This window comes from Streptomyces sp. NPDC005141 (genome assembly GCF_053599975.1).
The window spans coordinates 1-23,698 of record NZ_JBSFYW010000077.1 but is presented as its reverse complement, the minus strand read 5'-3'; the positions used below and the strand labels follow the sequence as shown (position 1 = coordinate 23,698).

Below are 23,698 nucleotides of genomic sequence, written 5' to 3'. Positions count from 1 at the left end.
GATAGGAGGCGCTGAGCAGGTCGCTCGGTTCGGCTCGCCGACCTGGACTGACCGCCCCTGCTCCGTGTGGTCGCCGGACGACTTGCGGTCAAAAGCACACAGGTGGTCGCCCAAGGGTTCAAATCCCGTGAATGGGCTACGCGATTGACATGGCTCGTACGCGAGAGACAGAACGCACATATGCGGCGCCCGACGCCGACATCTCCTGGCTGCCCGACCTCGTTGGCGCGGGCCCGGTCGCCACCGTAGTGGACCAGGGGACGCAGGAACTGGACGCCATCTACTACGACAGTGACGACCTGCGACTGACTCGCACCCATGCCTCCCTACTGCGCAGGACGGGTGGCACCGATGCCGGCTGGCACCTGAAACTTCCCCTCCCGGGCGACAGTCGCGAGGAGATCCAGGCCCCTGTGAAGTCGGAGGACGTTCCTGAGGAGCTGCGGGATCTCGTGCTCTCCCGCACCCGCGGCGCTGCGCTGCGGCCCGTGATTCGGATCCGCTCCAGCCGCTCCCTGCATCATCTCCTCGATGTGGAAGGCGACGTCCTGGCAGAGCTGAGCATGGACGAGATGTCTGCCGAGGCGCTCCTCGACGGAGGAGGCGCGGCCTGGTCGGAGGTAGAGGTCGAAATCGTCGAGGGCGGCGACCCGGCCCTCCTAGACGGCGTCGAGAGGGTACTGCGCCAACACGGTCTCGACCGGGCGCAGAGCCCGTCCAAGGTGGTACACGCCTTGACGGAAGCAAGGTTGCTCCTGGAAGACGCGCCGGGTACGCGCGCCGACGCCGTCCCGGGATCGGCTGGCGCATACGTGCTCGCCTACATGGACCGACTCGTCAGTGCTCTCACAGACCTTGACCCCGCAATCCGTCGCGACGCGCCCGACTCCGTCCACCAGATGCGCACCACAGCGCGCCGCCTGCGCGGCTGCCTGCGCTCCTACCGCTCCGTCCTGGACAGAAAGGCCACCGACCCCATCCGGCGCGATCTGAAGTGGCTCGCCAACGAACTCGGCGTGGAACGCGACCACGAAGTGCTCCGCGAGCGGCTCACCTCGGGCGTGAGGGAACTGCCCGGCGAGCTGGTCCTGGGCCCGGTCGAGGCACGGCTCAAGGCTTGGGACGTGGAGCAGCGGACCGAGGCCCGCCGCCGCACGCTCGATGCGCTCACTTCCCCCCGCTACCTGAACCTGCTGGAGCAGCTTAAATCGCTCACCGAAACGCCACCGCTGGACGCCGCCAAGGCGGCTGGCAAACCCGGGAAGGTCCTCGGCAAGGCACTCCGGAAGGAGTACCGCCGCCTCGCCGGGCGCATGGAGCCAGCGCTCGACATGGTGCCGGGCCCCGAGCGCGACAGCGCGATCCACAACGCCCGCAAGGCCGCCAAGAGGCTCCGTTATGCCGCAGAGGCGGCCCGCCCGGCCCTAGGCAAGCCCGCACGGCGTCTTGGTAAGCGCGCCAAGACTGTGCAGCGGGTGAGCGGAGCCCAGCACGACAGTGTGGTGACGCGTGACGCGCTGCGCCGGCTCGCGGTCCTCGCCCACGCGGCGGGGGAGCCCGGCTTCACCTGGGGCGTCCTGCACGGCCACGAGGGGGCCGCGGCCAACGCCCGGGAGCGACAGCTTCCGCGTGCCTGGGCCAAGACCCGCGCGGCAGTACGGAGGAAACCCCTCCGGCCCTGAGGAGTGCAGACGGTGCCCCAGCACGCCCCCGCAAGCGGGCCAGGGGAGCGCCGGCTGGGGCGCACTCACACACGTAGCCGATCTCACTGATTCGCGGCACGTCACTTCGCGCGCGAGACGACGCGGATGCACCGATCCGCCCCGCCACCACCCTGCTGCGCGTCTCCTGACCCGACCCGAACCCATCACGGAATCGAGACCCGTGTTGCTCCAACCGCCCGGATTCCCGGGCCTGATGCTCCACGCGCTGCCGCACTGGCCTTTTCGACCCCTTGGCGCTGAGCTCCAAGGCGGGGCGCGGGTTTGGGCCATTGCTGTGGAGGTGGCAGTGTCGCGCCGAGCGCGGCCGGATGCTTTGAGTATGGGAGATTTTTCGGCGCGCGCGTATGGGCACATGCTGGATCTCGCTGTCGCGATCGTGGAGAGCCGTGATCCGCAGATGATGTGGCGGCAGGTCGGTGAGCATGTCATCGCTGCGTTGGGCGCGACAACGACGATTTTCCTTGATCTGGACTCACGCAGTAGGACGGGCAGTGCCCAGGCCTGGGCGCCGGAGTGGGTGGGGCGTACTCCTTTGCAGGAGCTGGTTCCCCGACGGATGGAGCAGGGGCATCCGCTGTTCCTATACACGGCGAGGGGTGAGCGTCTGCCGGTGACCGCCGATGAGATTTCTGACCGCCGTGCTTGGCATGCGTCCGAGGCCTTCCAAGAGGCCTATGAGATTTACGGGACGACACGGCAGATGACGCTCCCGTTCTTCACTCCGCGGGGTCTCATCCGGGGGTTCATCCTCGGTCGTCCCGGCTGTGATTTCACCAAGGCGGAAGTGGAGTTTGCGCGGCGTATTCAGCCTCTGTTGACCGGCGCGGACCGGCATGTACGAGAACTGCGCTGCTTGGCGCATCGTACATTCGGCGAAGGCGACACGATCGATGTATGTGGGGCTGCTGCCCGTCATGGCATCACACCCAGGGAGGTTGTGGTGGTCGGTCTCCTGGCGGAAGGCCTGACTGCTGCTGCCATCGGTAGGCGCTTGGCCATCTCGGCTCACACGGTGAAGCGCCACCTGGAGAGCATCTACCGCAAGCTTGGGACGCACGATCGGTTGAGCACAGTGCTCGTGGCCCAGCAGTTGCGTCTGGTTGCGGCTCGGCCTGAGTGACGGGACGCTTTCCTTCGGCGCACGACCGAGGAGGGGCTGACGTGCAGCACCTCCTCGGCGCAGTCGGCACGACGAGAATCTCGGTCTCGGGCGCCGAGCCGGGGTGAAATCGTCACGGGACGAGTTCGACTCGATAGACAAGTTCGTAGTCCCAGCCGTTACCGGCGAAGTGCTGGCTCTGCTCCTGACCGAGGTCGGTGGACGTCACCCAGATGGTGCCGAGGTCGTCTGAGTTTTCCCACCCGTTGTCCATCTCCCACATGTCGACCTTCAGCGAGACGCCCGTAAACGTCGTGGGCGGGGGATAGGCCACGTGGCCAGCGGGGAAGTAGTCGAAGAACACCTGATCGCCGTAGTAGAGGTTGATTTCGTCCCTCCAGTCCGGCCAGGGGTCGTCGAAGTCGATGCAAGTCAACCGCACCGGTACGAAGCGGTAGACGGGCACAGCAGTGACGGCGCCCGTTTCGGCTGTCTGTTGGGAGGCCGCGCTGGCGACTCCACCGAAACCGGCGGTGGGAAGGGCAAGGGCTGCCACTGCCAACAGGGTGATCACCAGGGCCTTCAGGGTTTTCAACATGTCTGTTCCTCTCTGACGACTTATGAGGTAGCCGCCTGCCGAGAAGCATTGCTGCGCACCACCAGACCGACTATGGGAAGAGCTTCCTATGGACATGTCGGTGCTGTGCTTGGAGCCGAAGCCGGTGTGTGCGGCCAGAGGCACAAGCGGGCGGTGCGGGCCGGCAGGGTCAGCGGCGCGGCGGCGGGCGCCTGGTCCATCCCTTGTTCTTCGCGGGGAATCCCGGCGTTCAGGCCGGGCGGGAATGCGATCCTCGGTCTGGAGGCGCGAAGCGCCGGTCAGCCGACGAAGACGCCATCAACATCGTGGACCAAGCCGTCTGACCACCCCACCCCCACAGCCGACAAGCCCACCACCGGGGCCCTCGGCCGAACCGCCCTGCCTACACGCCGCCGCTACAGCGCGGCTGTCGCCCTGTACGCACACGCCGTCGAACGAGGCGATGGCGGCGCGCGGGCGGCCCTCGCTCCAACGGCTGCCTCAAGGGCTGCTGCCGGCTCGCCGCGCGCCCAGTTCAGCCGCACCAGCACGGCCCAGGCGGACCGCGCTCGTTGGTCGCTGGCCGCCGGTTGGTCGGCACGGCGCGAGCGGTCAGAAGCCCGCTGCCCTCCCTTCGCGCACCCGTCGCCGTCCCCGGCCCCGCTCTTCGGTCTGCCGGGGTGACGCGAGCGGTGCGGGAGGCGGTGGCCGTCTTCCGGCACCCCGGGGCCGTCACCAGTGTGGTCGGCCCCCTCCCAACAGCAAAGTTCGAATCCCTGCCGGGGATTTGACTGAGCGCTTCACCTGGCAAGTGAGCCATTGACTTGCCGGGGCTGAGCACTTGAGTTGGCGGCCAGGGTGGCGGGCTGGCTTCTTACCCGCGGGGGCGGGGGCAACGCCGAGGCGTATCAGATCGCCCTCCACCGCATCGCTGGCATCGTCTCCGGCACGAGCGCCTGAGGCGGCCGCTGGAACTGATGGCGAGGCGGGGCAGAGGAAAAGCAGGTGCCGACTCATGGGCCGTGCGGGCAGCATGCCCGCATGTCTACCGAAGTCAGCGGGATGATCGAGTGTCGACCAGGTGCCCGCCTCTGGGGCCCCGACGACGAGGACTCCGTGTGGCACGCTGCCATCGACCTCTTCCTGCTTAACAACGGCAATGCCTACGACGCCCTCGCCTGCCTCTTCGGTATCCGGAACTCCTTCGGCTTCCGCCCTCTGGCCGAAGGCCGCGACTTTCCGAGCGACGCGTCCGAGGGCCTGCAGACCAAATACGCCGCGTACGGCGGACCTCCTGACGTCCACGGCACAACATGGATCACCTGGGCCGAGCTTGCCTCCACCGACTGGCAGGAGGCAGACAGTTCTGGTACGCGAAGCCGAGAATCGGTCGCCGGAGACAAAACCCATTGGGGGCCGGTCTGGAGCGTGATGCGGACACTCAGCGAACTCCACGGAGCAGACAATGTGCGACTCGTTGCATGGTTCCACTGACCTTGACTCCGCGGCGAAGCGCCGCTTGTTCGATGGGAAGCGGCTCTGCTCCAACGGGTGCGGTCACTGGTGGCACAGGCTGGCCGCCGCTGACTGATCCCTCCGTCGGCACCTGTGCACGATGCCGCTCGTGCGATCAGGTACACCGCTGGCAGATCGTCGAGAAACAGGCGCAGGGCTCGGGCAGCGGCCCGCAGCTGAACCGTCGCCGGATCTGCCTCCCGTCCGTCAGGCCCGCGCGCCCTCCAGAGCGGCCGCGGACGGGGCACAGCGGTGACAGTTCGTGAGGGGAGAGGTGTTGCCGTGGTGTGTTCAGCGCCTGGCGGGCACGGGTGGGGAGGTTGGGGTGCGTCTTTCCAGCCAGGGCCGGACGGACAGCGTGCGGCGGCCAGCGCGGATGGCATGGCCCGTATCGCCATGCGGGAGAGCAGCCCCGATGCCTGTACCGCCCAACAGCGGCCGTCTGCAAGGGACCGACGTCCCCCTGCCGCCACGATCAGCGTTGAGCACCGCTGACGCCGAACGCCAAGAGGCGCGCGCTCAACACACCAGGCGGGTCAGGAAACAGTCCATGCACGCAACTGGCGGCCGATCAGGCCAACACCCATCACGCCGGAAGCGGCGTCCCGCACCAGAGAGACCGCCTCCTTGGGCGGGTAGTCGAGCCGACACCCGTTCAGGGCCAGGTACGCCTCCGCACAGTGCCAGGCGAAAGCCTCATTGGAGTGCTCCAGACACGGCAACTTCACCAGTGTCTGGAGCAGCGCGGCCCCTCTGAGGTACACAGAGCCGTAGATGTCGCGATCCATGGCCCGGGCGTTGACCCGGGCGACGGCCGCGTAGAGCGGGCCGTAGTCGTCGACCTGCGGATCACCGGGCAGCAACTGCGCGGCATGCAGCAGGAAGGGCACCTCGAGCGGCTGGAGCGGATCGTTCTGCGTCACGCGGCGTGGCCCCGCTCCCGCTGCTCCTCAAGACCGCGCCGCGCCTCCAACTCCGCGGCGCGCTGCTCCGTGCCGGGATCGGCTGAGCCGGCCTCCTCGGCAAACGCGTCGCTACTGCGGGACATCGATTCCCTGAACCCGTCGAGGAAGCGCTCTTGCACGGCAGTGGCGCGAGCGTAGGCGGCGGACAGGATGTACTCCTGCAAGCTGACGCCCTCCTGCTTCGCGGCAGCCTCGATCGCGGCACGCTGGTCCGGATCGGGAAAACGTAGGTTCATGGCTTTGATAGGTGGCATGGTACCGATGGTACCGCCGGTACCACAGGTCGGGCCAGAGCCCAGACAGGGGGCGACACAGAAGGGCACCCGTGCTCTGTCGCTGAGCGAGCCTGGACCTCGAACCCTGCTGACGACCGCGATCCTGTACGGACCGCAACTGTCAGGGAAGCCGGTGGACTGACACGTTGGCGACAAGTCACGTGGATACCGCCATCTTCAACCGGAAACTGCACGGGCAGGTGATCACAGCAGCCGGACCCCTCCCGCATATCCGAGCATCGCGTTGACCGCGTCCAGGCGGACCACGGTGCCCGGGCGGGCGGCGTTGATCATCTGTCCGCTGCCCAGGTAGATCCCGACGTGATAGATCGTCGCGTCGCGGCCGGAGGCGTCGGCAAAAAAGACGAGGTCGCCGGCCTTGAGTGCGCCGGTGCCGAGAGCGGCCCGGATCCGCCGACCGGTCCCGGCCTGCGCGGCTGCGGTGCGCGGCAGTTGAATGCCGGCCTTGGCGTAGGCGTAGGCGTACACGGTCAGTCCCGAGCAGTCGAAGCCTGATGCTCGCGCCGCTCTTCCCGCTCGGCTAGCCCCCGAGAGACCGCAAATGTCCCCGAGCTTCGCGTAGGGCATCCCCGCTCTTCACGACGGGGCGGCTGCGAGCCCTGTACGGGATCGTGCGTCCCTGCCCGGAACTGGTCTGCCTGTCACCGCAGCTGGAGTTCCAGCACGTTGTGGTGCGCGATGAGCAGGAAGCCCGGCAACTGGCCGAGGTGATGTCGCCGCGGGCCCGGATCACGCACCTTGGCCTGTCCCGCGACACGGGCGGCTGCGAGTTCTGATACCTGTCCGGGGCCGGGCGGCAGTTCCGGGACCGACAGTGCGCGATGCCCGGTCCGGCCCAGCAGGGCGGTATTTGCGCGCGGGGAGGTGCGCGACGTCATCGGCGCGGTCGGCGGAGGTTTCTCGGTGACGACAGCAGGCCGAGCACGGCATGTCCCATGTGGCGGCTGCGCCGCCGCACGGCGAGGGCACAGCCGGCGAACGTGCCGAAGCCCTGGTCTGTGGAAGAGTTCAGCTCGACCGTGCCCCAGCCGCCGACCACCGCGGCGAAGGCCGTATCACTCGCTGCGCCAGGACTCCAGGCGCAGCGCGACGGTACGCAGATCGGCTTCCTGTCCGCGGATGGCTTGGGCGAGTTCGTACAGGTCATCGTCCTTGGGCTGCAGGGGCTGGCCGGAGAGATGCATGTACTGGCTGGCGCAGGCCCAGCCGATGACCAGGTTGTAGTCGGTGAACGGGCGCAGCAGCAGCGCGGTGTGCAGGAAGGTCGCGGCCCGGGAGGCAACCTCCTCGTAGTACAGGACGCCGCGCTCCCGCTCGAACGTGTGCCGGTCGGCCATGTACCCCAGGCTGCCCCAGTCCGAGATGGGCACGTTCAGCGGGGAGATCGCCGACTGGATCTGCAGGACCCAGCCGACATCGACGCGGATGATCGGGCTCATCGCTGTCCTGCAGGGAAGCGGGCCTCGACGCCAGGCAGCACCCGGGCGGCTTCGGCGACCGCACCCTCCACGAAGGCGAGCCGGTCGGCTTCTTCGACTGTCACGTCGTGGACGTGCTGCTTCAGGCTCCGGCCCGCCAGAGCCGCCCGGTCACGCAGCCGCGCCATCTCGTCCTCGCTGAATTCCACATTGAGTGCAGGCATGAATCCAAGGTACCTCGCTTGGTACCGAACGCGGTACCAAACTGCGCGCCCGAGATATAAGGCGGGAAGCCGCCGCTCGGAATCCGCGAGGCTCACGGCGAGCGGGCCGGCCCGCGGACTGTCCGGTCCTCGTGCGTACTGGCAGCCGCGCCGTCGCGCACGACTACGACCCGCAAGCCGAAGGCGCGCCGCGAGCCCCGAGCATGCCCCCGCACCGGCCGGCGGCAGACGGTCGCCGCAGCCCGCCGACGTGCCGGACAACAGGCACGAGTTGGCGGGGAGGGGCAGCCGGTTTCCGTGCGATGCCGTCCGGCAGGACGCGCACCGCCCGCCGCTGTATCCCCGCCCGCGCCGGGACAGCATTTGACGGCCAAGGTCCCCACCCGGGCCCGCGACACCCACCCGCACGACTGCGGGCAGGCGCGGGGTGCCCGGAGAGAAGCTGTCATGCCACGCAAAGGAGGTGTTCCATTCGAGGCGGCGCCCAGCCTTGTGTGCATCGCCCCCCCCGCATGTGTCCTTCGACAGGGAAGTTAGTCGTGCGGAGCCTGCTGACCTGGGACGACTAGGTTGGATGTCAAACATTGGTGGTGTATCTGGGAGCTGACGTCACAGCACGTCGTCCCCCGCGAAAATTTCTGCCTGGGGTTTCACGGGGACGGCGTGCGCAGGACGCCGTGGCGGTCAGGTCTGGCACTGGGAGGTCGCGGCGCCGGTCCAGTTGCTCCAGGCGCCTCCCGCGGGTTTGACGTGGACGCGAATCTCGACCTTGGCGTTGACGACGAAGCAGACGCGGGTGGTGCTGCCGATTTCGGTGGGGCCGGTGGTCGTACGGCGGGGGACGAGGGTGCGTCCGTTGCCGATTTTGACCCAGTGGCCGCCGGAGACGACGCGGAAAAAGGCTTCGTAGTCGACGTAGGCGGCGTGGGGGCGGGTGTTGGTCAGGACGACGTGGGCTTTGATGTCGCGGGTGTAGATGCGTCCTTCCTTGCCCTTTTCGGCGCTGATGCAGCCGTTGGCGGCGACGCCCTGGGTGGAGACGGAGCCGCCGCAGGCGACGGCGGCGGCGTGGGCGTTGGTGGCGGGAAGCAGCAAGGCGAGCGCGGTGGCGGAGGTCACGGCTGCGGTGCGCGTCAGATGCATGGGGGGTCCTTCCGGTGGAGGAATGTCCCATCTTCCACCGGAATTTTGAGTAGTTCTTCCTCCGTCACCCTTTCGCGTGATCTTCTTCCACACGCGGTCCAGTGCGGGGCGCGGGCGGCGAGCACACGGGCAGCGTCGCAAGCCGGTCGCCAGCCACATCGGCCGCGGCCATCAACGATCCCGGCTGCGCGAAGACCTCCACCAGCCTCGCAGCGACAGGACCTTGCCGACAGCGGGGGGCGACGGATACGGGGGAACCACCGCACACTCGCCCCTATCACCGCCTCTGCTTGCGGCCGTCTGGCAGAGATGCCCCTCGCCTTCACCACTGCCGTGATTGCCTTGGTGATTGCCTACCAGCGACTGGACATTGGGCCCAGGATCGCCGTCATTCCGCCGATGGTCCTCCTCGCGCCGGTCCCTCTTGTCGCAGCACTATCGATTGCCGGCGGGTGGCTGGCTGCCGTCGTGGGCGGGGCCTGGTCGCACTGGCCGCACCGGGCAGGTACGCGATCTTGGGGTTCGCAGCCTCGGTGACCCTTTTCCTTGCCTCGCTCGCCGTCATCGGAACTCCTCCGTGGATACCCGGCCTTCAGGCCGGGGTGGGGGTACCTCCCGCTTGCGGGGGAGAAACGGACTCCTGCGGAGCAGGGCAGCGGGCTGGGATTCGCCGTCAGGGCGGATCTCAGTGCTCTGACCGGCAGGTTAGATCCTTCGCCAACGTTGATACTAATTTGTGAGCCGTGGCCACTTACGTGAAGCGGGCGTTCAAGTAGCGCTTTTGTCCGACCGATGTGCAGGCGGCGGAGTTGTTGCGCACGTTCGGATGCGTGCGGAAGGTCTACAACCTGGCGCTGGCCGCGCGTACGCAGGCGTGGACGCGGCAGGAGCGGGTGAACTACTACCAGACCTCGGCGATGTTGACGGTCTGGAAGAAGACCGAGGAACTGGCGTACCTGAACGAGGTGTCGTCGGTTCCGTTGCAGCAGGCTTTGCGGCACCTGCAGGTGGCGTTCACCAACTTCTTCGGCAAGCGGGCGAAGTACCCGCGGTTCAAGTCCCGGAAGAAGTCGCGGAAGTCCGCCGAGTACACCACCAGCGGGTTCCGTTTCCGGGACGGGAAGCTGACGCTCGCGAAGATGCGTGAGCCGCTGGACATCGTGTGGTCGCGTCCGCTGCCCGCCGGCGTGTCCCCCTCGACGGTGACCGTCTCCCAGGATCCGGCCGGACGCTGGTTCGTCTCGATGCTGTGCGACGACCCGTCCGTCCAGCCCCTCCCGGCCACGGATACGGCCGTCGGTATCGACGTCGGCCTGAACCACCTGCTGACCCTGTCGACCGGCGAGAAGATCACCAACCCGAGGCACGAGCGCCGCGACCGTGCCGCCCTCGCCAAAGCGCAGCGCCGCCTGGCGAAGAAGGCCAGGGGCGACGGCGCGAACCGGGCCAAGGCCCGCCGCAAGGTCGCGAAGATCCATGCCCGGATTGCCGACCGCCGCCGCGACACCCTGCACAAGCTGACCACTCGACTCGTGCGCGAGAACCAAACGCTCGTGATCGAGGACCTGAGTGTCCGTAACATGGTCAAGAACCGGAGCCTGGCCCGAGCCGTCTCGGACGCGGCATGGACGGACTTGCGGAGCCTGCTGGAGTACAAGGCCCAGTGGTACGGACGTGAGGTGATCGCCGTCGACCGGTGGTTCCCCTCCTCCAAGCTGTGCTCCGCTTGCGGCGCTCTGCGGGAGCGGATGCCGTTGCATGTCCGCGCCTGGACATGCGACTGCGGCACGACCCATGACCGGGACGTGAACGCGGCGAAGAATCTGCTGGCCGCCGGACTGGCGGTGACAGCCTGTGGAGCTGGTGTAAGACCTCAACGGAGCACTCCGGGCGGGCAGTCGGCAACGAAGCAGGAAACCCCACGGCGCAAGCCGTAGGAATCCCCCTCCTTCAGGAGGGGGAGGAAGTCAACATGGCTGTTCTCCTTTGATTGACGGGTGGATCACCCGGCCGGCGGCTGTCGGTCGGGGGTCTTGGGGCGCAACTCGGCTGCATGTGTTGCGCGTTGGGGTGATACGGCCTGCGGTGGTACGGGCCTGGTGGCGCGGCTCGTGGTGACGCGGCCGGCGATTGTGCCGGTCCCTCGCCGGACGGGCAGGCGGTCGGGCCGGGGTCCGGCCGGCCGGCGCGGTGGGCGGGGGGCCGGGCGGGTCAGCCGTGGCCGTCGGGCGCTGGTGGTGTGCGGCCGGGTGCGCCGGTGCAGGGGAGGAAGGGGGTGCCGGCCAGCGCGGTGCCCAGGGCCAGCAGCACGCCGGCGGAGCCGGTCGCCAGATCCGCCGAGAGTCGCAGCAACTGGTCGCCGGGGAAGGCGAGATGGCCCTGGTAGGAGATCTGATGGAGGGCCAGCAGCCTGCGGTGCCGGTCCAGCGCGATCTGGCGGTCGTCGGCCGCGTCCGCTGCGTCCGGGAGGTGCGAGGTGCGCGGGGCACCCGGGGTCTGCGCAGTGCCTGGGGTGCCTGGGATGTGCGGCCGGGTCAGGGCCAGATAGCCGAGGAGTCCCGCGCGGCCGTTGAACAGGCCCGGCTGGATGATGAACTCGGGTTCGGCCGCGCGGCGGATCGGCGCTTCGTAGCCGGCCGAGGGGCTGTCGGGCCGGTGGGCGAGCAGGGCGTTCAAGGCCAGTCCGATACCGGCGCTGCCGGTCTCGATGTAGGGGAGCACGCGGTACTCGTCGAGGACCTGGACCGTGCCGTCCGCGGCGGTCACGCACCGGTCGAGGTCCCGTGCGATCAGGGTCTCGGCCTGGTCGAGCAGGGCTTGGTGACCGGTGTGTTCGTAGAGGCGGACCAGGGCGAGCGCCGCACCGGAGGCTCCGGCCAGCAGGCTGGCCTTGCGCCGCCCGCCGCCGGGGCTTTCCTTCTCCAGTTCGTCGGCCGCGGCCCGCGCGTGGGCCAGGGAGGAATCCAGCAGCCGGGAGTCGCCGGTGGCGGAGGCGAAGTGCAGCAGGGCCAGCGCGATGCCCGCGTCGCCGGAGGCGAGGTCTGGGCCGGGCGGGCCGTCCGGGGCCCGGGCGAGCCGGTCCAGCAGGTCGAGCGCGGCCTCCCGTTCCCCGAGCAGGTCCAGGGTGTGGGCCACGCCGTGTCCGCCGGAGTAGAGACCGGGGACGGCCGGCCGGGTCCGCGCGGCGTCGACGAGCCACTTCACGTGCTCGGCGTCGATGGCCGCACCGGTGGCGTGCAGGGCGTAGAGGACGCCGGCCGCTCCGTGGGCCAGGCCCAGGCCGCCCTGGGTGAACTGGGCGATGTCGCCGGGGAAGAGCCGGTCGGCTCGGTGGGGGGTGGCCATCGCCTGGATGCCGGCGGCGAGCGAGTCGCGGATGGCCGGCCAGTCGGCCCGCGGCCCGGTCAGCAGGGCCCGGACCTCGGCCCTGCGCAGGCCGAGTTCGGGCCGCGGGGTCCGGCCGTCCGAGGCCGAGGGCGCCAGCAGACGGCGGATCTCGGCGGTGTATCCGGGGGGTAGAGGGAAGCGGTGCTCGATGACCTCGGCGAGCTCGGCGCCCTTGCCCGCGTCCAGGGCCGGTAACTGCGCCAGCGGCAGGAACAGCCACAGCTGGATCGCGGCCAGCCCGTACCAGTCGATGTCGGGGCCGGTGTACCCCGACGGCGCGGTGAATCCCGCGGTGCCCAGTGCGGGGCGGACGAAGTCGTCGACGGGGCTGGCGAGTTCGAAGTCGATGAAACAGATGTCGCCGCCCGGCCGCATGATCAGGTTGCGCGGGTGGAGGTCCCCGAACGCGACTCCGCGGGCGTGCATCGCGTGCAGGATCCGCTCGATGCGCTCCACGATCGCGACCGCGTCCCGGGTGTACTCGGCCACCACGGTGTCGTCCGCGCCGGGATGGATCAGCGGGTACCGCGCGGTCAGCCACTGGCTCAGGGATTGTCCCTCGACGAACTCCTGGACCAGGAAGCGGTGTTCCCAGACGGTCAGCAGCCCGTGCAGGGCGGGGACGCCGGGCAGTCCGGCCAGCCGGGTCATCATGGCGTGTTCCTGGCGCAGCCGGGTCGTGGCGTCGACCCCGCGCTGGTCCAGCCCCGCGTACGGGCGGGCCTCCTTCAGTACCACCCGCGGGCCCTCGGCGCCCTTGCGTGCCACGTAGACGCCGCCCGCGTTGGAGAAGTGCAGGACACGCTCCACGGTGTAGGGCAGTCCGTCGTCCCGCCGCGCGGTGCGCTCGGCGAGGGCCTCGGCGACGAAGGCGGGCACGGGCGCCCAGTCGGGGACCGAGAATCCGGCACCGCGCACGTCGGGAACGAGCCGTCCGTCCGGGTCTTCGAGGGCGAGCACGCGCTCGCCGGCGTCGTTGCGGCAGTGCCGTTCGGCGAATCCGCCGTAGCGCAGGTAGAGCGGGCCCTGCCCCCAGCGCAGATCGCTGAGGATGTACGGTCCGCGGCGGCCGGCCAGCAGCCGGCCGGGGCCGTCCAGACATCGGCGTAACTCGCCGTCGCCCACCGGGTAGAGCGTGCAGAACTTCCCGCTCGACCCGCGTGGTGAGTACTTGGAGTTCTGCATCTGCAGGATCGGCAGCCCGCGCAGGAACTTGAACGTGATGTGCTCGCGCAGGCAGTAGGCGTACACCTCCTCCAGCACCGCCTCGGCGTCATCGGCGCACGAGGACACGTGGATCTTCCAGCCCTGCGAGGGCAGTTGGACGTCCTGGGGGCGTACCATCGCCCAGATCTCCAGGTCGCCGCGCTCCCATCCCGCGGGCAGCGGCCGGCTGACGGCGGCGAACTCCTCCTGCGCGCCCCACCGTCGCGGCGAGTCGTAGAAGATCGGGTCTGCGTAGGCGTAGGCCTCGTACCGGTTGTCCATCGGACTTCTCCTCAGGGCAGGGCAGGGCAGGTGCGGGTGGGACGGTGAGGGGGGCGGGGACCGGTCACGCCCCGGGGTGCGGCGGGAGCCGAGTACGTCATCGGCGGGAGCCGGATTCCCTGACAGGGCTGTGACAACTCGAAGTATCGGGAAAGCGCCACTTCGTCCACAACGGCGCGAATGAAGGCTTTTCTGATAAATGTTTACTCCGGCGTGATAGTCGGACTGCATATTCACCAACAGCGCCGAGGCGTGCACCGGATCACCGAACCGGCCCGGCGCGCCGTGCACCGGCTGATCCGGACGCGCCCGTCATCACCCCACCAAGGCTGTGACCAGGAGATTTCGCAGGACGGGGCCGTGTGGGCAGTTCCGCGGCGCCTGGGCCCTGGGGCGTGGCGAAGACGGCATCGGTCCGGCGCCGGATGCGGCGCAAAATATGCCCGGACGTCATGCCGGTCCGGACGATCCTTTTGTCATACCGGCACGGAAGGTGTCCCTGCCCGGCACGCCGCCCCTCTGAAACCCGTCCGTAGCCGGCCGCGGCTCGCCGCACGGCATCCGCTCGGAACCACGAGCTGAGCCGAGCCGGCACGGCCGGTTGCAGATGTACAGGCGCCCTCGCACCGAGGGGCCCCCGTCCCCGGCCGGGACGCGGTCATGGGGCAAGCCGTTGCTGAGTCCGTAGTCGGGTCTCAGCATTCCGGGTATTTCGGCTCGGAAGGTCCGTCACATCACCAAAGCGTCAGGGCTTCGGCTTGAGGACGGTCTCTCGTTTCCGTCTGCCGCTGTTGCGGCAGGGTTGCGCCACCTGCCCGCCCCGTCCCCGCCGTGCGACGGGGGCGGGTGGTGCGGGTCTTGTGGTCGGCTCCACGAGGCTTCGACACCTTGGCGGTGTCCTGGTCTCCGGCCACTCCGGTACCAGTCGTTGCTGCTGTTGCCGTTGTCGCCAGGGCGGCGAGGTTGTATGCGCGCCCCTCCTCGGGAACCTGTACTGGGCCGTCCGCGTGCAAGGACGCGCCACGCTGCGCAGGCGCTCCGGGGGAGACCGGCTTCGGCTGCTAGCTTCATGATCGATCCGCCGGTTGCCGCCCACCTCGTGGGCAAGGCCCGGAGTCAGGGCGTGCGTGGAGGGTGCAGTGACGGACAGGAGAAGTTCTCCCGAAGGGCCGGCTGCTGCCCCGTTGAGGCGTCGCAGTCTCCTGGCATCGGCTGCGCTGGCGGTCGGTACCCCCACCGCGACGGCCGCCGCCCCTGCCCCGCAGCGGCCGGAACCCGGACAGCTTCCCGCACCGCAGGGCGGGACCGCGGTACGTCTGGTCGCCGTTCCGCGGAAGCGCCGCGACGTCGACTGGCTCCGGGCGGCCCTTCAGGTCGCTGTGGAGATCGAGATCTCCACCATCCCGCCGTACCTGTGCGGCTGGTGGTCCGTCAAGGACCGCAAGAGCGACGTCGCCCAGGTGATCCAGCGCATCGTCTTCGACGAGATGTACCACCTCGGAGTGGTCTGCAATCTGCTGGTGGCGCTGGGCGGGCGGCCGCGCATCAAAGAGGGGGCACCCGTCTATCCCGGCTCGCTGCCGGGCGGGGTGCACCCCGGGGCCACCGTTTACCTGTCGGGCCTGACCCGGTCGTTCGTGCACGACGTGATGATGGCCATCGAGGCCCCCGCGGCACCGCTCACCGGCAGCGTGGGCGACCCGCTCAGCATCGGCGTCTTCTACGAGGAAGTGCTCAAGACGTTCCGGGCCGTCGCACCCGAGCTGTCGACCCGCCGGCAGTTGAACGAGCGTATCGGCGGGGACCTTCTCCAGCCGGTCGCAACCCTCGACGACGTCGAGCACGCGATCGAGATCGTCCGCGAGCAGGGCGAAGGCACCTCCAGCTCCCCTGCCGACGCCCCGGGCGATGACCATGTGGCGCACTACTACGCCTTCGCCGAGATCTACTACGGCCGCCGGCTGCGCGAGACCGAGGAGGGCTGGCAGTTCACCGGAGCGCCCGTGCTCTTCCCCGACGCGCGGCCCATGGCCAGGGTCCCGGCGGGCGGCTGGGACCAGCCGCCCGCCGAGGCCCAGCGACTCCTGAGCGCCTTCGACAGCACCTACACCGCCGTACTGGAAGCACTCGATGCGGCGTGGGCCGACAGCGGTCCCCGCAGCCTGCACACGGCCGTGCGCAACATGCGCCGACTGGAGAACCCGGCCGTGGAGCTGATGGATATCCCGATCACCGGCACGCCGGAGACGTACGGTCCTCAGTTCCGCCCGCGCTGAACACGGGCCCGTGCCCGTGGCCGGGCCGTCGCGGAACTCCTCTCAGAACCCGCGGCTTGTGCGAGGGGGGTTCCGAGAGACTTCCCGCGTGACCTGACGCCTGATCAAGCCGCAAACAGAATGGAACGAACGACTGTCCGGCATGCGGGGCCCGGGCACCTGTGCGCACGCGTGGGAGCACGACTGCGGCGAAGCACCTCACCCGCTTTAGGCGAGGTGCCGGGTGCGGATGGGGGATGGCGACCCGCGTCGCGGCGCTGGAACGTGCGCTGGCTTCCTGGCAATTCTCGGGCGACTGCCCGCACGCCAGCGGGGGTGAACCTCTGCCGATCCAGCTGTCCAAGGCCGCAGGGCCGTCCTACACTGCTGACGTGACCGCTGCATTCGACTACGAGGACATGCACCACCTGGTGGACCGACTCTCCCCGACCCAGGTGCGACGCCTGCGCCTGCTCGTCACCCAGGATGAGGAACTGTCCCAGGTTGCCCAGTCACTGTCGGCAGTCGACGCGAACGAGGACGAGGAGTCGGTCCCTGCCGGGCTGCTGGCCCTGATCGGCAGCGTGAATGGCCCAGAGGATCTGGCTGAACAGCACGACGACTACATCCGCGAGCGGATGCGCGAGCGCTTCGGCGACTCGGCGTGATTGCCACGGTCCTGGACACCGGACCCCTGGCTGCGGCGTTCAACGCGGCCGACCGGCGTCACCCGGAGTGCGCCTCCCTGCTGACGTCGCTGACCGCCGCCGTCTGCTGCCCAGTCCGGTCATGACCGAGGTCTGCTGGCTGCTGGAGCGCTGGCCCCGTGTTGAAGCGGCGTTCCTCGCCGAGGTCGCACGGGGAACATTCGAGCTGGTCCACCTCACTCCCACCGACCTGACGCGCATGGCTGAGCTGGTCCTCCAATACGCCGACTTTCCGCTCGGCGGGGTCGACGCCTCGGTCATCGCGGTAGCCGAATGCTTCGACGTGGACCGGGTAGCCACCCTCGACCGACGGCACTTCAGCGTCGTCAAGCCTGCCCACGTCCCCGCGCTGACGCTGCTGCCGTAGGCCGACCAGTGGTCTACACCCCTGACGGCAGCGCTGACGGCAACAGAGCATGTGGGCCCACGCCTGCCCTCGGGCGGCACCTCGCCCACGCGGCCCTTGTGTAGAAGATCCGCAACGGATCACTGCCCAAGGGCACCCGGCTGACTGCAGCGGAGGCCGCCGAGGCTATCGGCCCCAGCGAAGAGAACACCGAGCGGCCCTGGTCGCGCTGGCCCTGGAAGGGCATGCCCGCAAGGGTCTACAAGAACCCGTGCAAGGAGATCCCCTCCCGCACCCGGCCGAGTGCGCCGCATCCGGAAGAACTGGTGTACGTCATCGGCGAAAGCCTCTTCTGGGAAGAACCGGCAGACGCGGGGGTACCGACGACGGTTCCGCAGAGTCGCCGCAGTCCGCGCCGCCAGGGTCCGGGGATGTCGACCTGGCGGGCAAGCTGGACCTGATCCTGGAGCAGATGGCCGACATGCGCGAGCGGTGTGACGGGTGCCGGCTGGAACGGGAGATTGCGATGGGCGGTCAGTCGAGCTGCGAGCAGGTGGCTCAGGTCGAAGCCAAGTTCCGTGCAGCTGGGCGCTTTGCCGGCCGCGTCCAGGGCGGCGTGTGTGACGAGGGCAGGGGTCGGCAGCGCGACCTCTGCTCCTTGACCCTGCGCAGGGCCTGCGCTTGGCCCACCGGGCCGGGCTGTCGAGCGAGGTGGCCGCAGCCGAGCGTTCCTTCGGGAACTGCGGACCTCACTCGTCGGCGCCAGGTGAACAGGGCGGCATCACTCCATCTCGCTCGGCAGAGTGAAATGCCGTCAGTTGGAGTGAGGGTGATGTCTGGGGGTGTCTCCCAGGGAATGCTGCCGGGCGTGGTCTGTGTGCGGCGGTGGCCGAGGAGCGGCTTTCGCCTTGCCTGGTCGTGCAGGCAAGGGAGTGCGCGGCGGGTCCGGTCCGAGGGCGGTGCGGGAGTAACAGGCGTTCGCAGCAGGCCTTTTAGGGCGAGAGGTGACCTTCCCTGACGGCCTGGATGAATTTGTTCCAAGCCGGGGCGGTCACATGCGCCAGCATGGCAGAGGCATTGGCCGAATCGCGAATGGAGATGTCGTTCCCGAGGAGCCTCACCTCAAGGCAATTCCCCTGGGCCCCTCCGCTGTATGTGCTCTTTCGCCAGGGGTCTCCGCCCTTGCCAGACGCTTTCACTCAGCACCTCCCGTGCCAGACGCGGACAGTTGTCGATCCTGGAAGATCGCCTTCCTTGGTTGCGAGGCGTGTTTTCCCTGGACCCGCAGAAGTTGGCAAATCGCTTAAGTATCCGCAGCCTGCTGCCGGTGGGCCAGACACGGAGCGTCAACGGCAGGGCTGATGAATCATGATGTGTAGTGACATAAGGCTGTCTTTGGGTGCTCCTGTCTGTCTTTTGACTGAAACCGATCGCCTCGGTGCCTGGAATGCGTGGCGCAGGGGAGGGGGCGCGAGGCTTGTGTCCAAGGGGTGGGGGAGCGCCCCGGGGTGGTGGGAGGCGTGCCCGGGTCAGTCCATTCCCCATTCGTGGCGCAGGGCCGCTTGCGTCTTCTTCAGGGTGCGGGTGAGGTGGTCCGCGGCGCGCGCCTGCTCCCCGGCCTGGGCGAACAGGTTGTGCCACAGGTGCAGGGAGCGGGGCTGGGGCGGGGTGTTGAGGTCGGTGAGTGTCGGCAGGAGGTGAGTGCTGACGGCGTCCAGATCGGTGGCAAGAGAGGTCAGTGCCGCAGGCAGCCGTCCGGGCGCGTAGGTGGCGTACTGCTCCGCGGCCTTCTTCAGTTGAAGGAGATCGGCCGCCTCGGGGTCGTCGGTGTGGAGTCTGCGCCGGCGTATCTCGTACTCGATCCGGCCTACGGAGACCAGGAGATCGTCGATCCGCTGGTAGTGGGCCGTCCAGGCCGTCCGGTTGGCGATCTTCCTGTCCCGCAGTTCTTGCTGCGCGTGCTGGGCTGCCTGCAGGGCTTGGGCTGCCGTGCGGTCCTGGCGGCGGTTGCGCTGGCCCTGGGCGAGCGAGGTGCGGGCCGTGAGGAGCGTGACGCCCGCGCTGACGCCCGCGGCCGCCAGGCTCGACACCAGGGCGAGATACCAGGGCAGCGAGCCGGCCGCCTGGGACTCGGCACCGTCGGCGGCGACGGCGGGACTGCTCTGGCCGATGAGCAGCACGACCACCGCAACGGCGACCGCGCCAGCCCGGACGGCACGCTGCCCCCGGGGCGGATTGCCGCGCGAGGGGGCTGACTGGGTGCGGGTGGATCGCAGCGTGGGACCGCGCGTCCCCTGAGCGCTAGACTGCACGACGAACCCTCCTGTCTGAGTTGTATGCAACGGTTGGAGCGGTTTGCGATGGGGAGCCCTCGGCGGTGCTTGCCGGCTAGGCCGAGACGGCTCCCTTTCGTCTGTCTCACGTCATGGCGAAGCTGGCAGTCACCCTCTCGATGAACTCCGGCGAGATTTCCTCGGCATAGTCCCCCTCGACGATCCAGAAGTCCTGCAGATAGTCCGAGGGCTTCCTCTGGTCCGCCATCGGTGCCTTCTCGCTGAGAATCAGACTGCCGTCAGGATTTTCCAGGTAGGCAACGATGTCGTCGTTCGCGTCGGAGAACTCGAAAATGACGTAGGGCGATCGGAAGCGCGGATAGATGCCCCGGGAAAACGGCACCACCATGATGGTCACGTGCGGGAGCTCGTTCAGTGCCAGCAGGCGCTCGAGTTGTGCCTGCATCACCACCTCGTTGCCGACGACGCGGCGCGTGGCGGTCTCGTCCAGGATGAAGAAGAACTGCCGGTCCCGGCTCTCCAGGGCCCGCTTCTGACGCTCCATCCGCAGATTGACCCACATGTCCTGCTGGCCGTCGGAGTCGTCGATGAGCACCTGGGCGTACTCCCGGGTCTGCAGCAGCCCGGGGATCAGGTTGGACTCGAAGTTGCGGATGATGGAGGCCGAGGTCTCGTACCCTAGGTACGAGGAGAAGCTCGACGTCATCGTCCTGCTGTAGCGCGCCCACCAGGGCTGCTTGCGGGACGTCAGGACCATCTCGGTCAGCTCGTCGATCTGCTGCTGGTCGGTCACGCCGTAGAACTGCAGCAGAGCCCTCAGGTCGGTGACGGAGATCCCCACGTCACCGGCTTCCATCCGGATGACCTTCGAGATGGACCAGACCAGGGCGTCGACCACGTCCTTTTGGGTTTTCCCGGCGGCCTCACGGATCGCGCGGAGCCTGCGACTCAGTCTCCGCTTCGCGAATTGCGGATCTTGGTCGGCCACAATGCTTCCTCTCCATCTGACTACAGGTGAGCAGCGACCTCTCCATCAGTACGGCATCTGTGTGCGACCTGCAATCTGCGGCGGGCCATACGATAGTCCGTCAGTTGCTTTCAGCCGTCTGCCAGTTCGTCATCTGCTACCTGTCACTCAACCATAGGGCACGAACCGTTCCGGCCGAAACACCGCCCATCAATCAGATACAGACGGTGAAAAGAAGCATCACCGGGGCGTGGGTTACCACCAGATGCGCCGCCGGGCCCAACGCCCACGCGAGACCGGGCGCCCACACCACCCACGGGGAGCAACCGGGTCAACTGCGCAGCCCCAGACAGGGCTTGCAGCCCCGCACCCGACCCACCAACCCACTGCCGCAACAGCAACCCCACCACGCCTGGCACGAGCCCGACCCTGAACGGGCACCGTGCGCCCCTCCGCGTCCCTGCCGGGCGCGCATCCGGCGCGCCGGGTGCCGCCCCGGCCGGTGGGCCTGCGTGCCGCAGCACCTGCACCGCACCTCTAACCGCGGAGTGTGTTCACCGCCTGCGCCGCGATGTCACAGACGGCGGGGCTGTCTCGTCCCAGATCCCGGAGACCGACTTCGACAGCGGGAAGGTGATGGTCATGCGGGTGTTCGTGGCAGGCGGGACCGGGGTTCTGGGACGGCGGCTGGTGCCGCAACTCGTGGCGCGTGGTCACCAGGTGACGGCCACGACGACGAGCGCGGCCAAGCTCGGCCTGGTGGAGCAACTGGGCTCCCAGGCGGTGGTGATGGACGGACTGGACGCGATGGCCGTCGGCGAAGCGGTGGCGGCCGCCCGACCGGACGTGATCGTGCACCAGATGACCGGGATCTCCCTGGCCCATGCCGGCAAGCCCGACCTCAAGCACTTCGACCGGTGGTCCGTCCCCACCGTCCGGCTGCGCACCGAGGGGACGGACCACCTGCTGGCCGCGGCCGAGGCGACCGGCGTCCCCCACTTCGTCGCACAGGGCTACGCCAACTGGAACGGCATCCGCGAGGGCGGATGGATCAAGACCGAACAGGACCCGCTGGACCTGCACGAGGGAACAGCCGCGCACACGGCGATGGCGGCACTGCGCCACGTCGAGGACGCGGTCGGCGCGGCCGGCGGCGCGGTACTGCGCTACGGCGCGTTCTACGGTCCCGGCGCCAGCGACGACCAGCTCGTACTGGTGCGCAAGCGGCAGTTCCCGCTGGTCGGGGACGGCACCGGCTACGCCTCGTGGATCCACCTCGACGACGCGGCGAGCGCCACCGTCCTGGCCGTGGAGCAGAAAGCGACAGGGGTGTTCAACATCGTCGACGACGAACCGGCCCCGGAGAGCGAGTGGCTGCCCCACCTGGCGGCGTGCGCGGGAGCGAAGCGGCCGATGCGGGTCCCGGTGTGGCTGGCCCGGCTGCTGGCCGGACAGGTGGTGGTGACGATGATGACCGAGGGCCGCGGCTTCTCCAACGCCAAGGCCAAACGGGAGCTCGGCTGGCAGCCGCGCTATCCGTCGTGGCGCCAGGGCTTCCAGGAGGGGCTGGCTTGAATCCTCCCCCAGCCAAAGCAGGGGATTCCTGGCTCACGCCGCCTGCGGGTCAGCGACCCGGCAGGTCTTCCGCGATCAACACCAGCCGGGTTGAAACCAGCCCGGTCTGACACAGCAAAGCCTGGAGGTGCAGGTGCTGTCTTGGCTCCCGATCAACACGGTGTGCGCGCTCGGTTCTCGCACCGCACGGCGTGCACCCTACCCAATCAGGGGAACGGTGTTCAGCCCTGGGGGCGAAATCCCGCTTCCTGCCCTGCTCCGCAGGAATCCGACTCCTCCCCGGCCCGAAGACCGAGGCATCCTCGGAGGAACCCGGTGACGGAGACGGAGGAGTTCGAAGAGCTGCGGCCGCTGCTGTTCTCCATCGCCTACCGCATCCTGGGCAGCGTGAGCGAGGCCGAGGACGCGGTCCAGGAGACCTGGCTGCGCTACGAACTTTCCCCGACCCCGCCCGCATCGGTGAGAGCGTTCCTGTCGGCCGTGGTCACCCGGCTCTCGATCGACGTCCTGCGCTCGGCCCGCCTGCGACGGGAGGAGTACGTCGGGCCGTGGTTCCCCGAGCCGCTGCTCACCGACCCCTACGAGGACCCGCAGCAGTCGGCGGAACTGGCCGACTCGCTGTCGATGGCATCCCTGCTGCTGCTGGAACGGCTCTCCCCGCTCGAACGGGCGGTGTTCGTGCTGCGGGAAGTATTCGCCTTCGGCTTCGCGGACATCGCCTCGGCAGTGGGCAGATCGCAGGCGGCGTGCCGCCAGCTCGCCGTGCGGGCGCGCCGACACATGGACGCGGGCCGGCCCCGGTTCGAGGCCGACCGCAAGGAACGCGACGAACTCGCCGAGAAGTTCTTCGACGCCGTCCGCGAAGGCAACATCGAGGGCCTGCGGACACTGCTCGCCGCCGACGTGGCGCTGCTCGGTGACGGCGGCGGCAAGGCCCCGCAGTGGGCCAGGGGATTCACCGGCGCCGACGCTGTGTCCCAGGTGCTCGCCGCCCTCCTCCCGCCGTTCGTCCGCATCGGCGGCATCGTGGAACCCCACCACGTGAACGGCCAGCCGGGCGCGGTCTTCCGCGACCGGGACGGCAAGGTCCTCAACACCTGGACACTCGACATCCTCGACGGACGGATCCAGACGATCCGCACGGTCAGCAACCCCGACAAGCTCGCCCACATGGGCCCCGTGGCAGACGCCTGGGCAGTCCTGCGCGAAACACAGCAGCTCCACCCGGACGCGGGCTGACCCAAGCACTCGACGCACACCAGACCTGTGACGCCGGGCGCCGGGTGACCCCATGCGGCCGCGGAGCCCGCCACAGCGCCAGGCAGCACCCCGCCATCGCGGACGTACGCACCGGGGTCGAGGAAACGGACCACGAGCTCACCACCGCGGACAGACAGGCACCTGCGACGGAGCCCCCCGGACCGATCAGGAGAAGCACCGCCGGACGGCAACGACGTGCCGCGCCCCACTCCAAAGCAGTCAGCGACAGGCCCAGCGCACCAGCACCGGAACCAGAAGTAGAACCAGGACCAGGACCAGCACAGGAGAATCGGACATGACCAGGATCGGCATCATCATCGGCAGCACCCGCCCCGGCCGCAACGGCGAACGGGTCGCCCACTGGCTACCGGGATTCATTCGCAGTGCCCCGGCGTTCACGCCGGGGGTGAAGCGAATCTGATGATGGCGACGCGGAGCGTCGCCGCATCTGGCCCGGC

21 protein-coding genes and 1 pseudogene are annotated in these 23,698 nt (G+C 68.8%); 9 read left to right on the top strand and 13 right to left on the bottom strand.

Going from position 1 to position 23,698, the window contains the following annotated elements; all coding sequences use genetic code 11:
* Positions 1–149: 149 nt before the first annotated feature.
* Positions 150–1,682, top strand: a complete 1,533-nt coding sequence (locus tag ACWD68_RS36865; RefSeq protein ID WP_451810829.1) for a CYTH and CHAD domain-containing protein — start codon at positions 150–152, stop codon at positions 1,680–1,682.
* 361 nt (positions 1,683–2,043) lie between these two features.
* The gene (locus ACWD68_RS36860) at positions 2,044–2,844 is read left to right on the top strand and encodes a response regulator transcription factor (protein ID WP_451810828.1); all 801 of its coding nucleotides are present in this window, start codon (positions 2,044–2,046) and stop codon (positions 2,842–2,844) included.
* A 112-nt stretch (positions 2,845–2,956) separates the two neighbouring features.
* Here the strand turns inward: ACWD68_RS36860 and ACWD68_RS36855 are convergent, their stop codons facing one another.
* Positions 2,957–3,421: a hypothetical protein gene (locus ACWD68_RS36855; RefSeq protein WP_451810827.1), complete on the bottom strand. Its 465-nt coding sequence runs from the start codon at positions 3,419–3,421 to the stop codon at positions 2,957–2,959.
* 1,020 nt (positions 3,422–4,441) lie between these two features.
* Between ACWD68_RS36855 and ACWD68_RS36850 the strand changes: the two genes are divergently transcribed.
* Positions 4,442–4,894 carry a hypothetical protein gene (locus tag ACWD68_RS36850; RefSeq protein ID WP_451810826.1) on the top strand — a complete coding sequence of 151 codons (453 nt, stop codon included), beginning with the start codon at positions 4,442–4,444 and terminating at the stop codon, positions 4,892–4,894.
* 557 nt (positions 4,895–5,451) lie between these two features.
* On the opposite strand, the gene ACWD68_RS36845 is transcribed toward ACWD68_RS36850, so the two are convergent.
* From ACWD68_RS36845 to ACWD68_RS36815, 7 genes are all read right to left on the bottom strand, one after another.
* Positions 5,452–5,838 carry a fic family toxin-antitoxin system, toxin component gene (locus ACWD68_RS36845; protein WP_451810825.1) on the bottom strand — a complete coding sequence of 129 codons (387 nt, stop codon included), beginning with the start codon at positions 5,836–5,838 and terminating at the stop codon, positions 5,452–5,454.
* Complete coding sequence (locus ACWD68_RS36840) at positions 5,835–6,134, bottom strand: type II toxin -antitoxin system TacA 1-like antitoxin (protein ID WP_451810824.1); 300 nt, start codon at positions 6,132–6,134, stop codon at positions 5,835–5,837. Before ACWD68_RS36840 ends, ACWD68_RS36845 begins: the two co-directional genes overlap by 4 nt.
* A gap of 225 nt (positions 6,135–6,359) precedes the next feature.
* Positions 6,360–6,644, bottom strand: coding sequence for a C40 family peptidase (locus ACWD68_RS36835; RefSeq protein ID WP_451810823.1), 285 nt, complete (start codon positions 6,642–6,644; stop codon positions 6,360–6,362).
* Positions 6,645–6,817: 173 nt separating this feature from the next.
* The gene (locus tag ACWD68_RS36830; protein WP_451810822.1) at positions 6,818–7,054 is read right to left on the bottom strand and encodes a hypothetical protein; all 237 of its coding nucleotides are present in this window, start codon (positions 7,052–7,054) and stop codon (positions 6,818–6,820) included.
* Positions 7,055–7,231: 177 nt separating this feature from the next.
* Positions 7,232–7,615, bottom strand: coding sequence for a hypothetical protein (locus ACWD68_RS36825; protein ID WP_451810821.1), 384 nt, complete (start codon positions 7,613–7,615; stop codon positions 7,232–7,234).
* Positions 7,612–7,818: a hypothetical protein gene (locus ACWD68_RS36820; RefSeq protein ID WP_382006583.1), complete on the bottom strand. Its 207-nt coding sequence runs from the start codon at positions 7,816–7,818 to the stop codon at positions 7,612–7,614. The genes ACWD68_RS36825 and ACWD68_RS36820 overlap by 4 nt, the downstream gene beginning before the upstream one ends.
* 684 nt (positions 7,819–8,502) lie before the next feature.
* Entirely contained in the window at positions 8,503–8,961 is a 459-nt protein-coding gene (locus ACWD68_RS36815) for a hypothetical protein (RefSeq protein WP_451810820.1), read from the bottom strand.
* 743 nt (positions 8,962–9,704) lie between these two features.
* Between ACWD68_RS36815 and ACWD68_RS36810 the strand changes: the two are divergent.
* Positions 9,705–10,898, top strand: a pseudogene (locus ACWD68_RS36810) (RNA-guided endonuclease InsQ/TnpB family protein).
* Positions 10,899–11,172: 274 nt separating this feature from the next.
* Here the strand turns inward: ACWD68_RS36810 and lanKC are convergent.
* A complete protein-coding gene (gene lanKC / locus ACWD68_RS36805; protein ID WP_451810819.1) occupies positions 11,173–13,836 on the bottom strand; it encodes a class III lanthionine synthetase LanKC in 2,664 nt (887 codons plus the stop codon).
* 1,184 nt (positions 13,837–15,020) lie between these two features.
* On the opposite strand from lanKC, the gene ACWD68_RS36800 reads away from it, so the two are divergent.
* The 3 genes from ACWD68_RS36800 (at position 15,021) to ACWD68_RS36790 (ending at position 17,165) form a co-directional block, all read left to right on the top strand.
* Positions 15,021–16,112 (top strand): ferritin-like domain-containing protein, encoded by a 1,092-nt coding sequence (locus ACWD68_RS36800; RefSeq protein ID WP_451810818.1) that lies wholly within the window; start codon positions 15,021–15,023, stop codon positions 16,110–16,112.
* Between the two features lie 236 nt (positions 16,113–16,348).
* Complete coding sequence (locus ACWD68_RS36795) at positions 16,349–16,759, top strand: hypothetical protein (RefSeq protein ID WP_451810817.1); 411 nt, start codon at positions 16,349–16,351, stop codon at positions 16,757–16,759.
* A gap of 121 nt (positions 16,760–16,880) precedes the next feature.
* The gene (locus ACWD68_RS36790; protein WP_451810816.1) at positions 16,881–17,165 is read left to right on the top strand and encodes a type II toxin-antitoxin system VapC family toxin; all 285 of its coding nucleotides are present in this window, start codon (positions 16,881–16,883) and stop codon (positions 17,163–17,165) included.
* 971 nt (positions 17,166–18,136) lie between these two features.
* Here the strand turns inward: ACWD68_RS36790 and ACWD68_RS36785 are convergent.
* The 3 genes from ACWD68_RS36785 to ACWD68_RS36775 all read right to left on the bottom strand — a co-directional run bounded on the left by ACWD68_RS36785 (position 18,137) and on the right by ACWD68_RS36775 (position 20,426).
* Complete coding sequence (locus ACWD68_RS36785) at positions 18,137–18,343, bottom strand: DUF397 domain-containing protein (RefSeq protein WP_451810815.1); 207 nt, start codon at positions 18,341–18,343, stop codon at positions 18,137–18,139.
* Positions 18,344–18,673: 330 nt separating this feature from the next.
* Complete coding sequence (locus ACWD68_RS36780; protein ID WP_451810814.1) at positions 18,674–19,456, bottom strand: hypothetical protein; 783 nt, start codon at positions 19,454–19,456, stop codon at positions 18,674–18,676.
* A gap of 106 nt (positions 19,457–19,562) precedes the next feature.
* Positions 19,563–20,426, bottom strand: a complete 864-nt coding sequence (locus ACWD68_RS36775; protein ID WP_451810813.1) for a helix-turn-helix domain-containing protein — start codon at positions 20,424–20,426, stop codon at positions 19,563–19,565.
* A 615-nt stretch (positions 20,427–21,041) separates the two neighbouring features.
* On the opposite strand from ACWD68_RS36775, the gene ACWD68_RS36770 reads away from it, so the two are divergent.
* The gene (locus ACWD68_RS36770; RefSeq protein ID WP_451810812.1) at positions 21,042–21,980 is read left to right on the top strand and encodes an NAD-dependent epimerase/dehydratase family protein; all 939 of its coding nucleotides are present in this window, start codon (positions 21,042–21,044) and stop codon (positions 21,978–21,980) included.
* 315 nt (positions 21,981–22,295) lie between these two features.
* Positions 22,296–23,219 carry an RNA polymerase sigma-70 factor gene (locus tag ACWD68_RS36765; protein ID WP_451810811.1) on the top strand — a complete coding sequence of 308 codons (924 nt, stop codon included), beginning with the start codon at positions 22,296–22,298 and terminating at the stop codon, positions 23,217–23,219.
* A 240-nt stretch (positions 23,220–23,459) separates the two neighbouring features.
* Here ACWD68_RS36765 and ACWD68_RS36760 read toward each other — a convergent pair.
* On the bottom strand, positions 23,460–23,698 hold a 239-nt coding region (locus ACWD68_RS36760), incomplete at its 5' end, for a hypothetical protein (RefSeq protein WP_451810810.1).

Bases quoted from the DNA above. Each gene is read 5' to 3' on its own strand.
- ACWD68_RS36865 (WP_451810829.1), top strand. From the start codon at position 150: ATGGCTCGTACGCGAGAGACAGAACGCACATATGCGGCGCCCGACGCC.
- ACWD68_RS36860 (WP_451810828.1), top strand. From the start codon at position 2,044: ATGGGAGATTTTTCGGCGCGCGCGTATGGGCACATGCTGGATCTCGCT.
- ACWD68_RS36855 (WP_451810827.1), bottom strand. From the start codon at position 3,421: ATGTTGAAAACCCTGAAGGCCCTGGTGATCACCCTGTTGGCAGTGGCA.
- ACWD68_RS36850 (WP_451810826.1), top strand. From the start codon at position 4,442: ATGTCTACCGAAGTCAGCGGGATGATCGAGTGTCGACCAGGTGCCCGC.
- ACWD68_RS36840 (WP_451810824.1), bottom strand. From the start codon at position 6,134: ATGCCACCTATCAAAGCCATGAACCTACGTTTTCCCGATCCGGACCAG.
- ACWD68_RS36830 (WP_451810822.1), bottom strand. From the start codon at position 7,054: ATGACGTCGCGCACCTCCCCGCGCGCAAATACCGCCCTGCTGGGCCGG.
- ACWD68_RS36825 (WP_451810821.1), bottom strand. From the start codon at position 7,615: ATGAGCCCGATCATCCGCGTCGATGTCGGCTGGGTCCTGCAGATCCAG.
- ACWD68_RS36820 (WP_382006583.1), bottom strand. From the start codon at position 7,818: ATGCCTGCACTCAATGTGGAATTCAGCGAGGACGAGATGGCGCGGCTG.
- ACWD68_RS36815 (WP_451810820.1), bottom strand. From the start codon at position 8,961: ATGCATCTGACGCGCACCGCAGCCGTGACCTCCGCCACCGCGCTCGCC.
- lanKC (WP_451810819.1), bottom strand. From the start codon at position 13,836: ATGGACAACCGGTACGAGGCCTACGCCTACGCAGACCCGATCTTCTAC.
- ACWD68_RS36795 (WP_451810817.1), top strand. From the start codon at position 16,349: ATGGCGACCCGCGTCGCGGCGCTGGAACGTGCGCTGGCTTCCTGGCAA.
- ACWD68_RS36790 (WP_451810816.1), top strand. From the start codon at position 16,881: ATGACCGAGGTCTGCTGGCTGCTGGAGCGCTGGCCCCGTGTTGAAGCG.
- ACWD68_RS36770 (WP_451810812.1), top strand. From the start codon at position 21,042: ATGGTCATGCGGGTGTTCGTGGCAGGCGGGACCGGGGTTCTGGGACGG.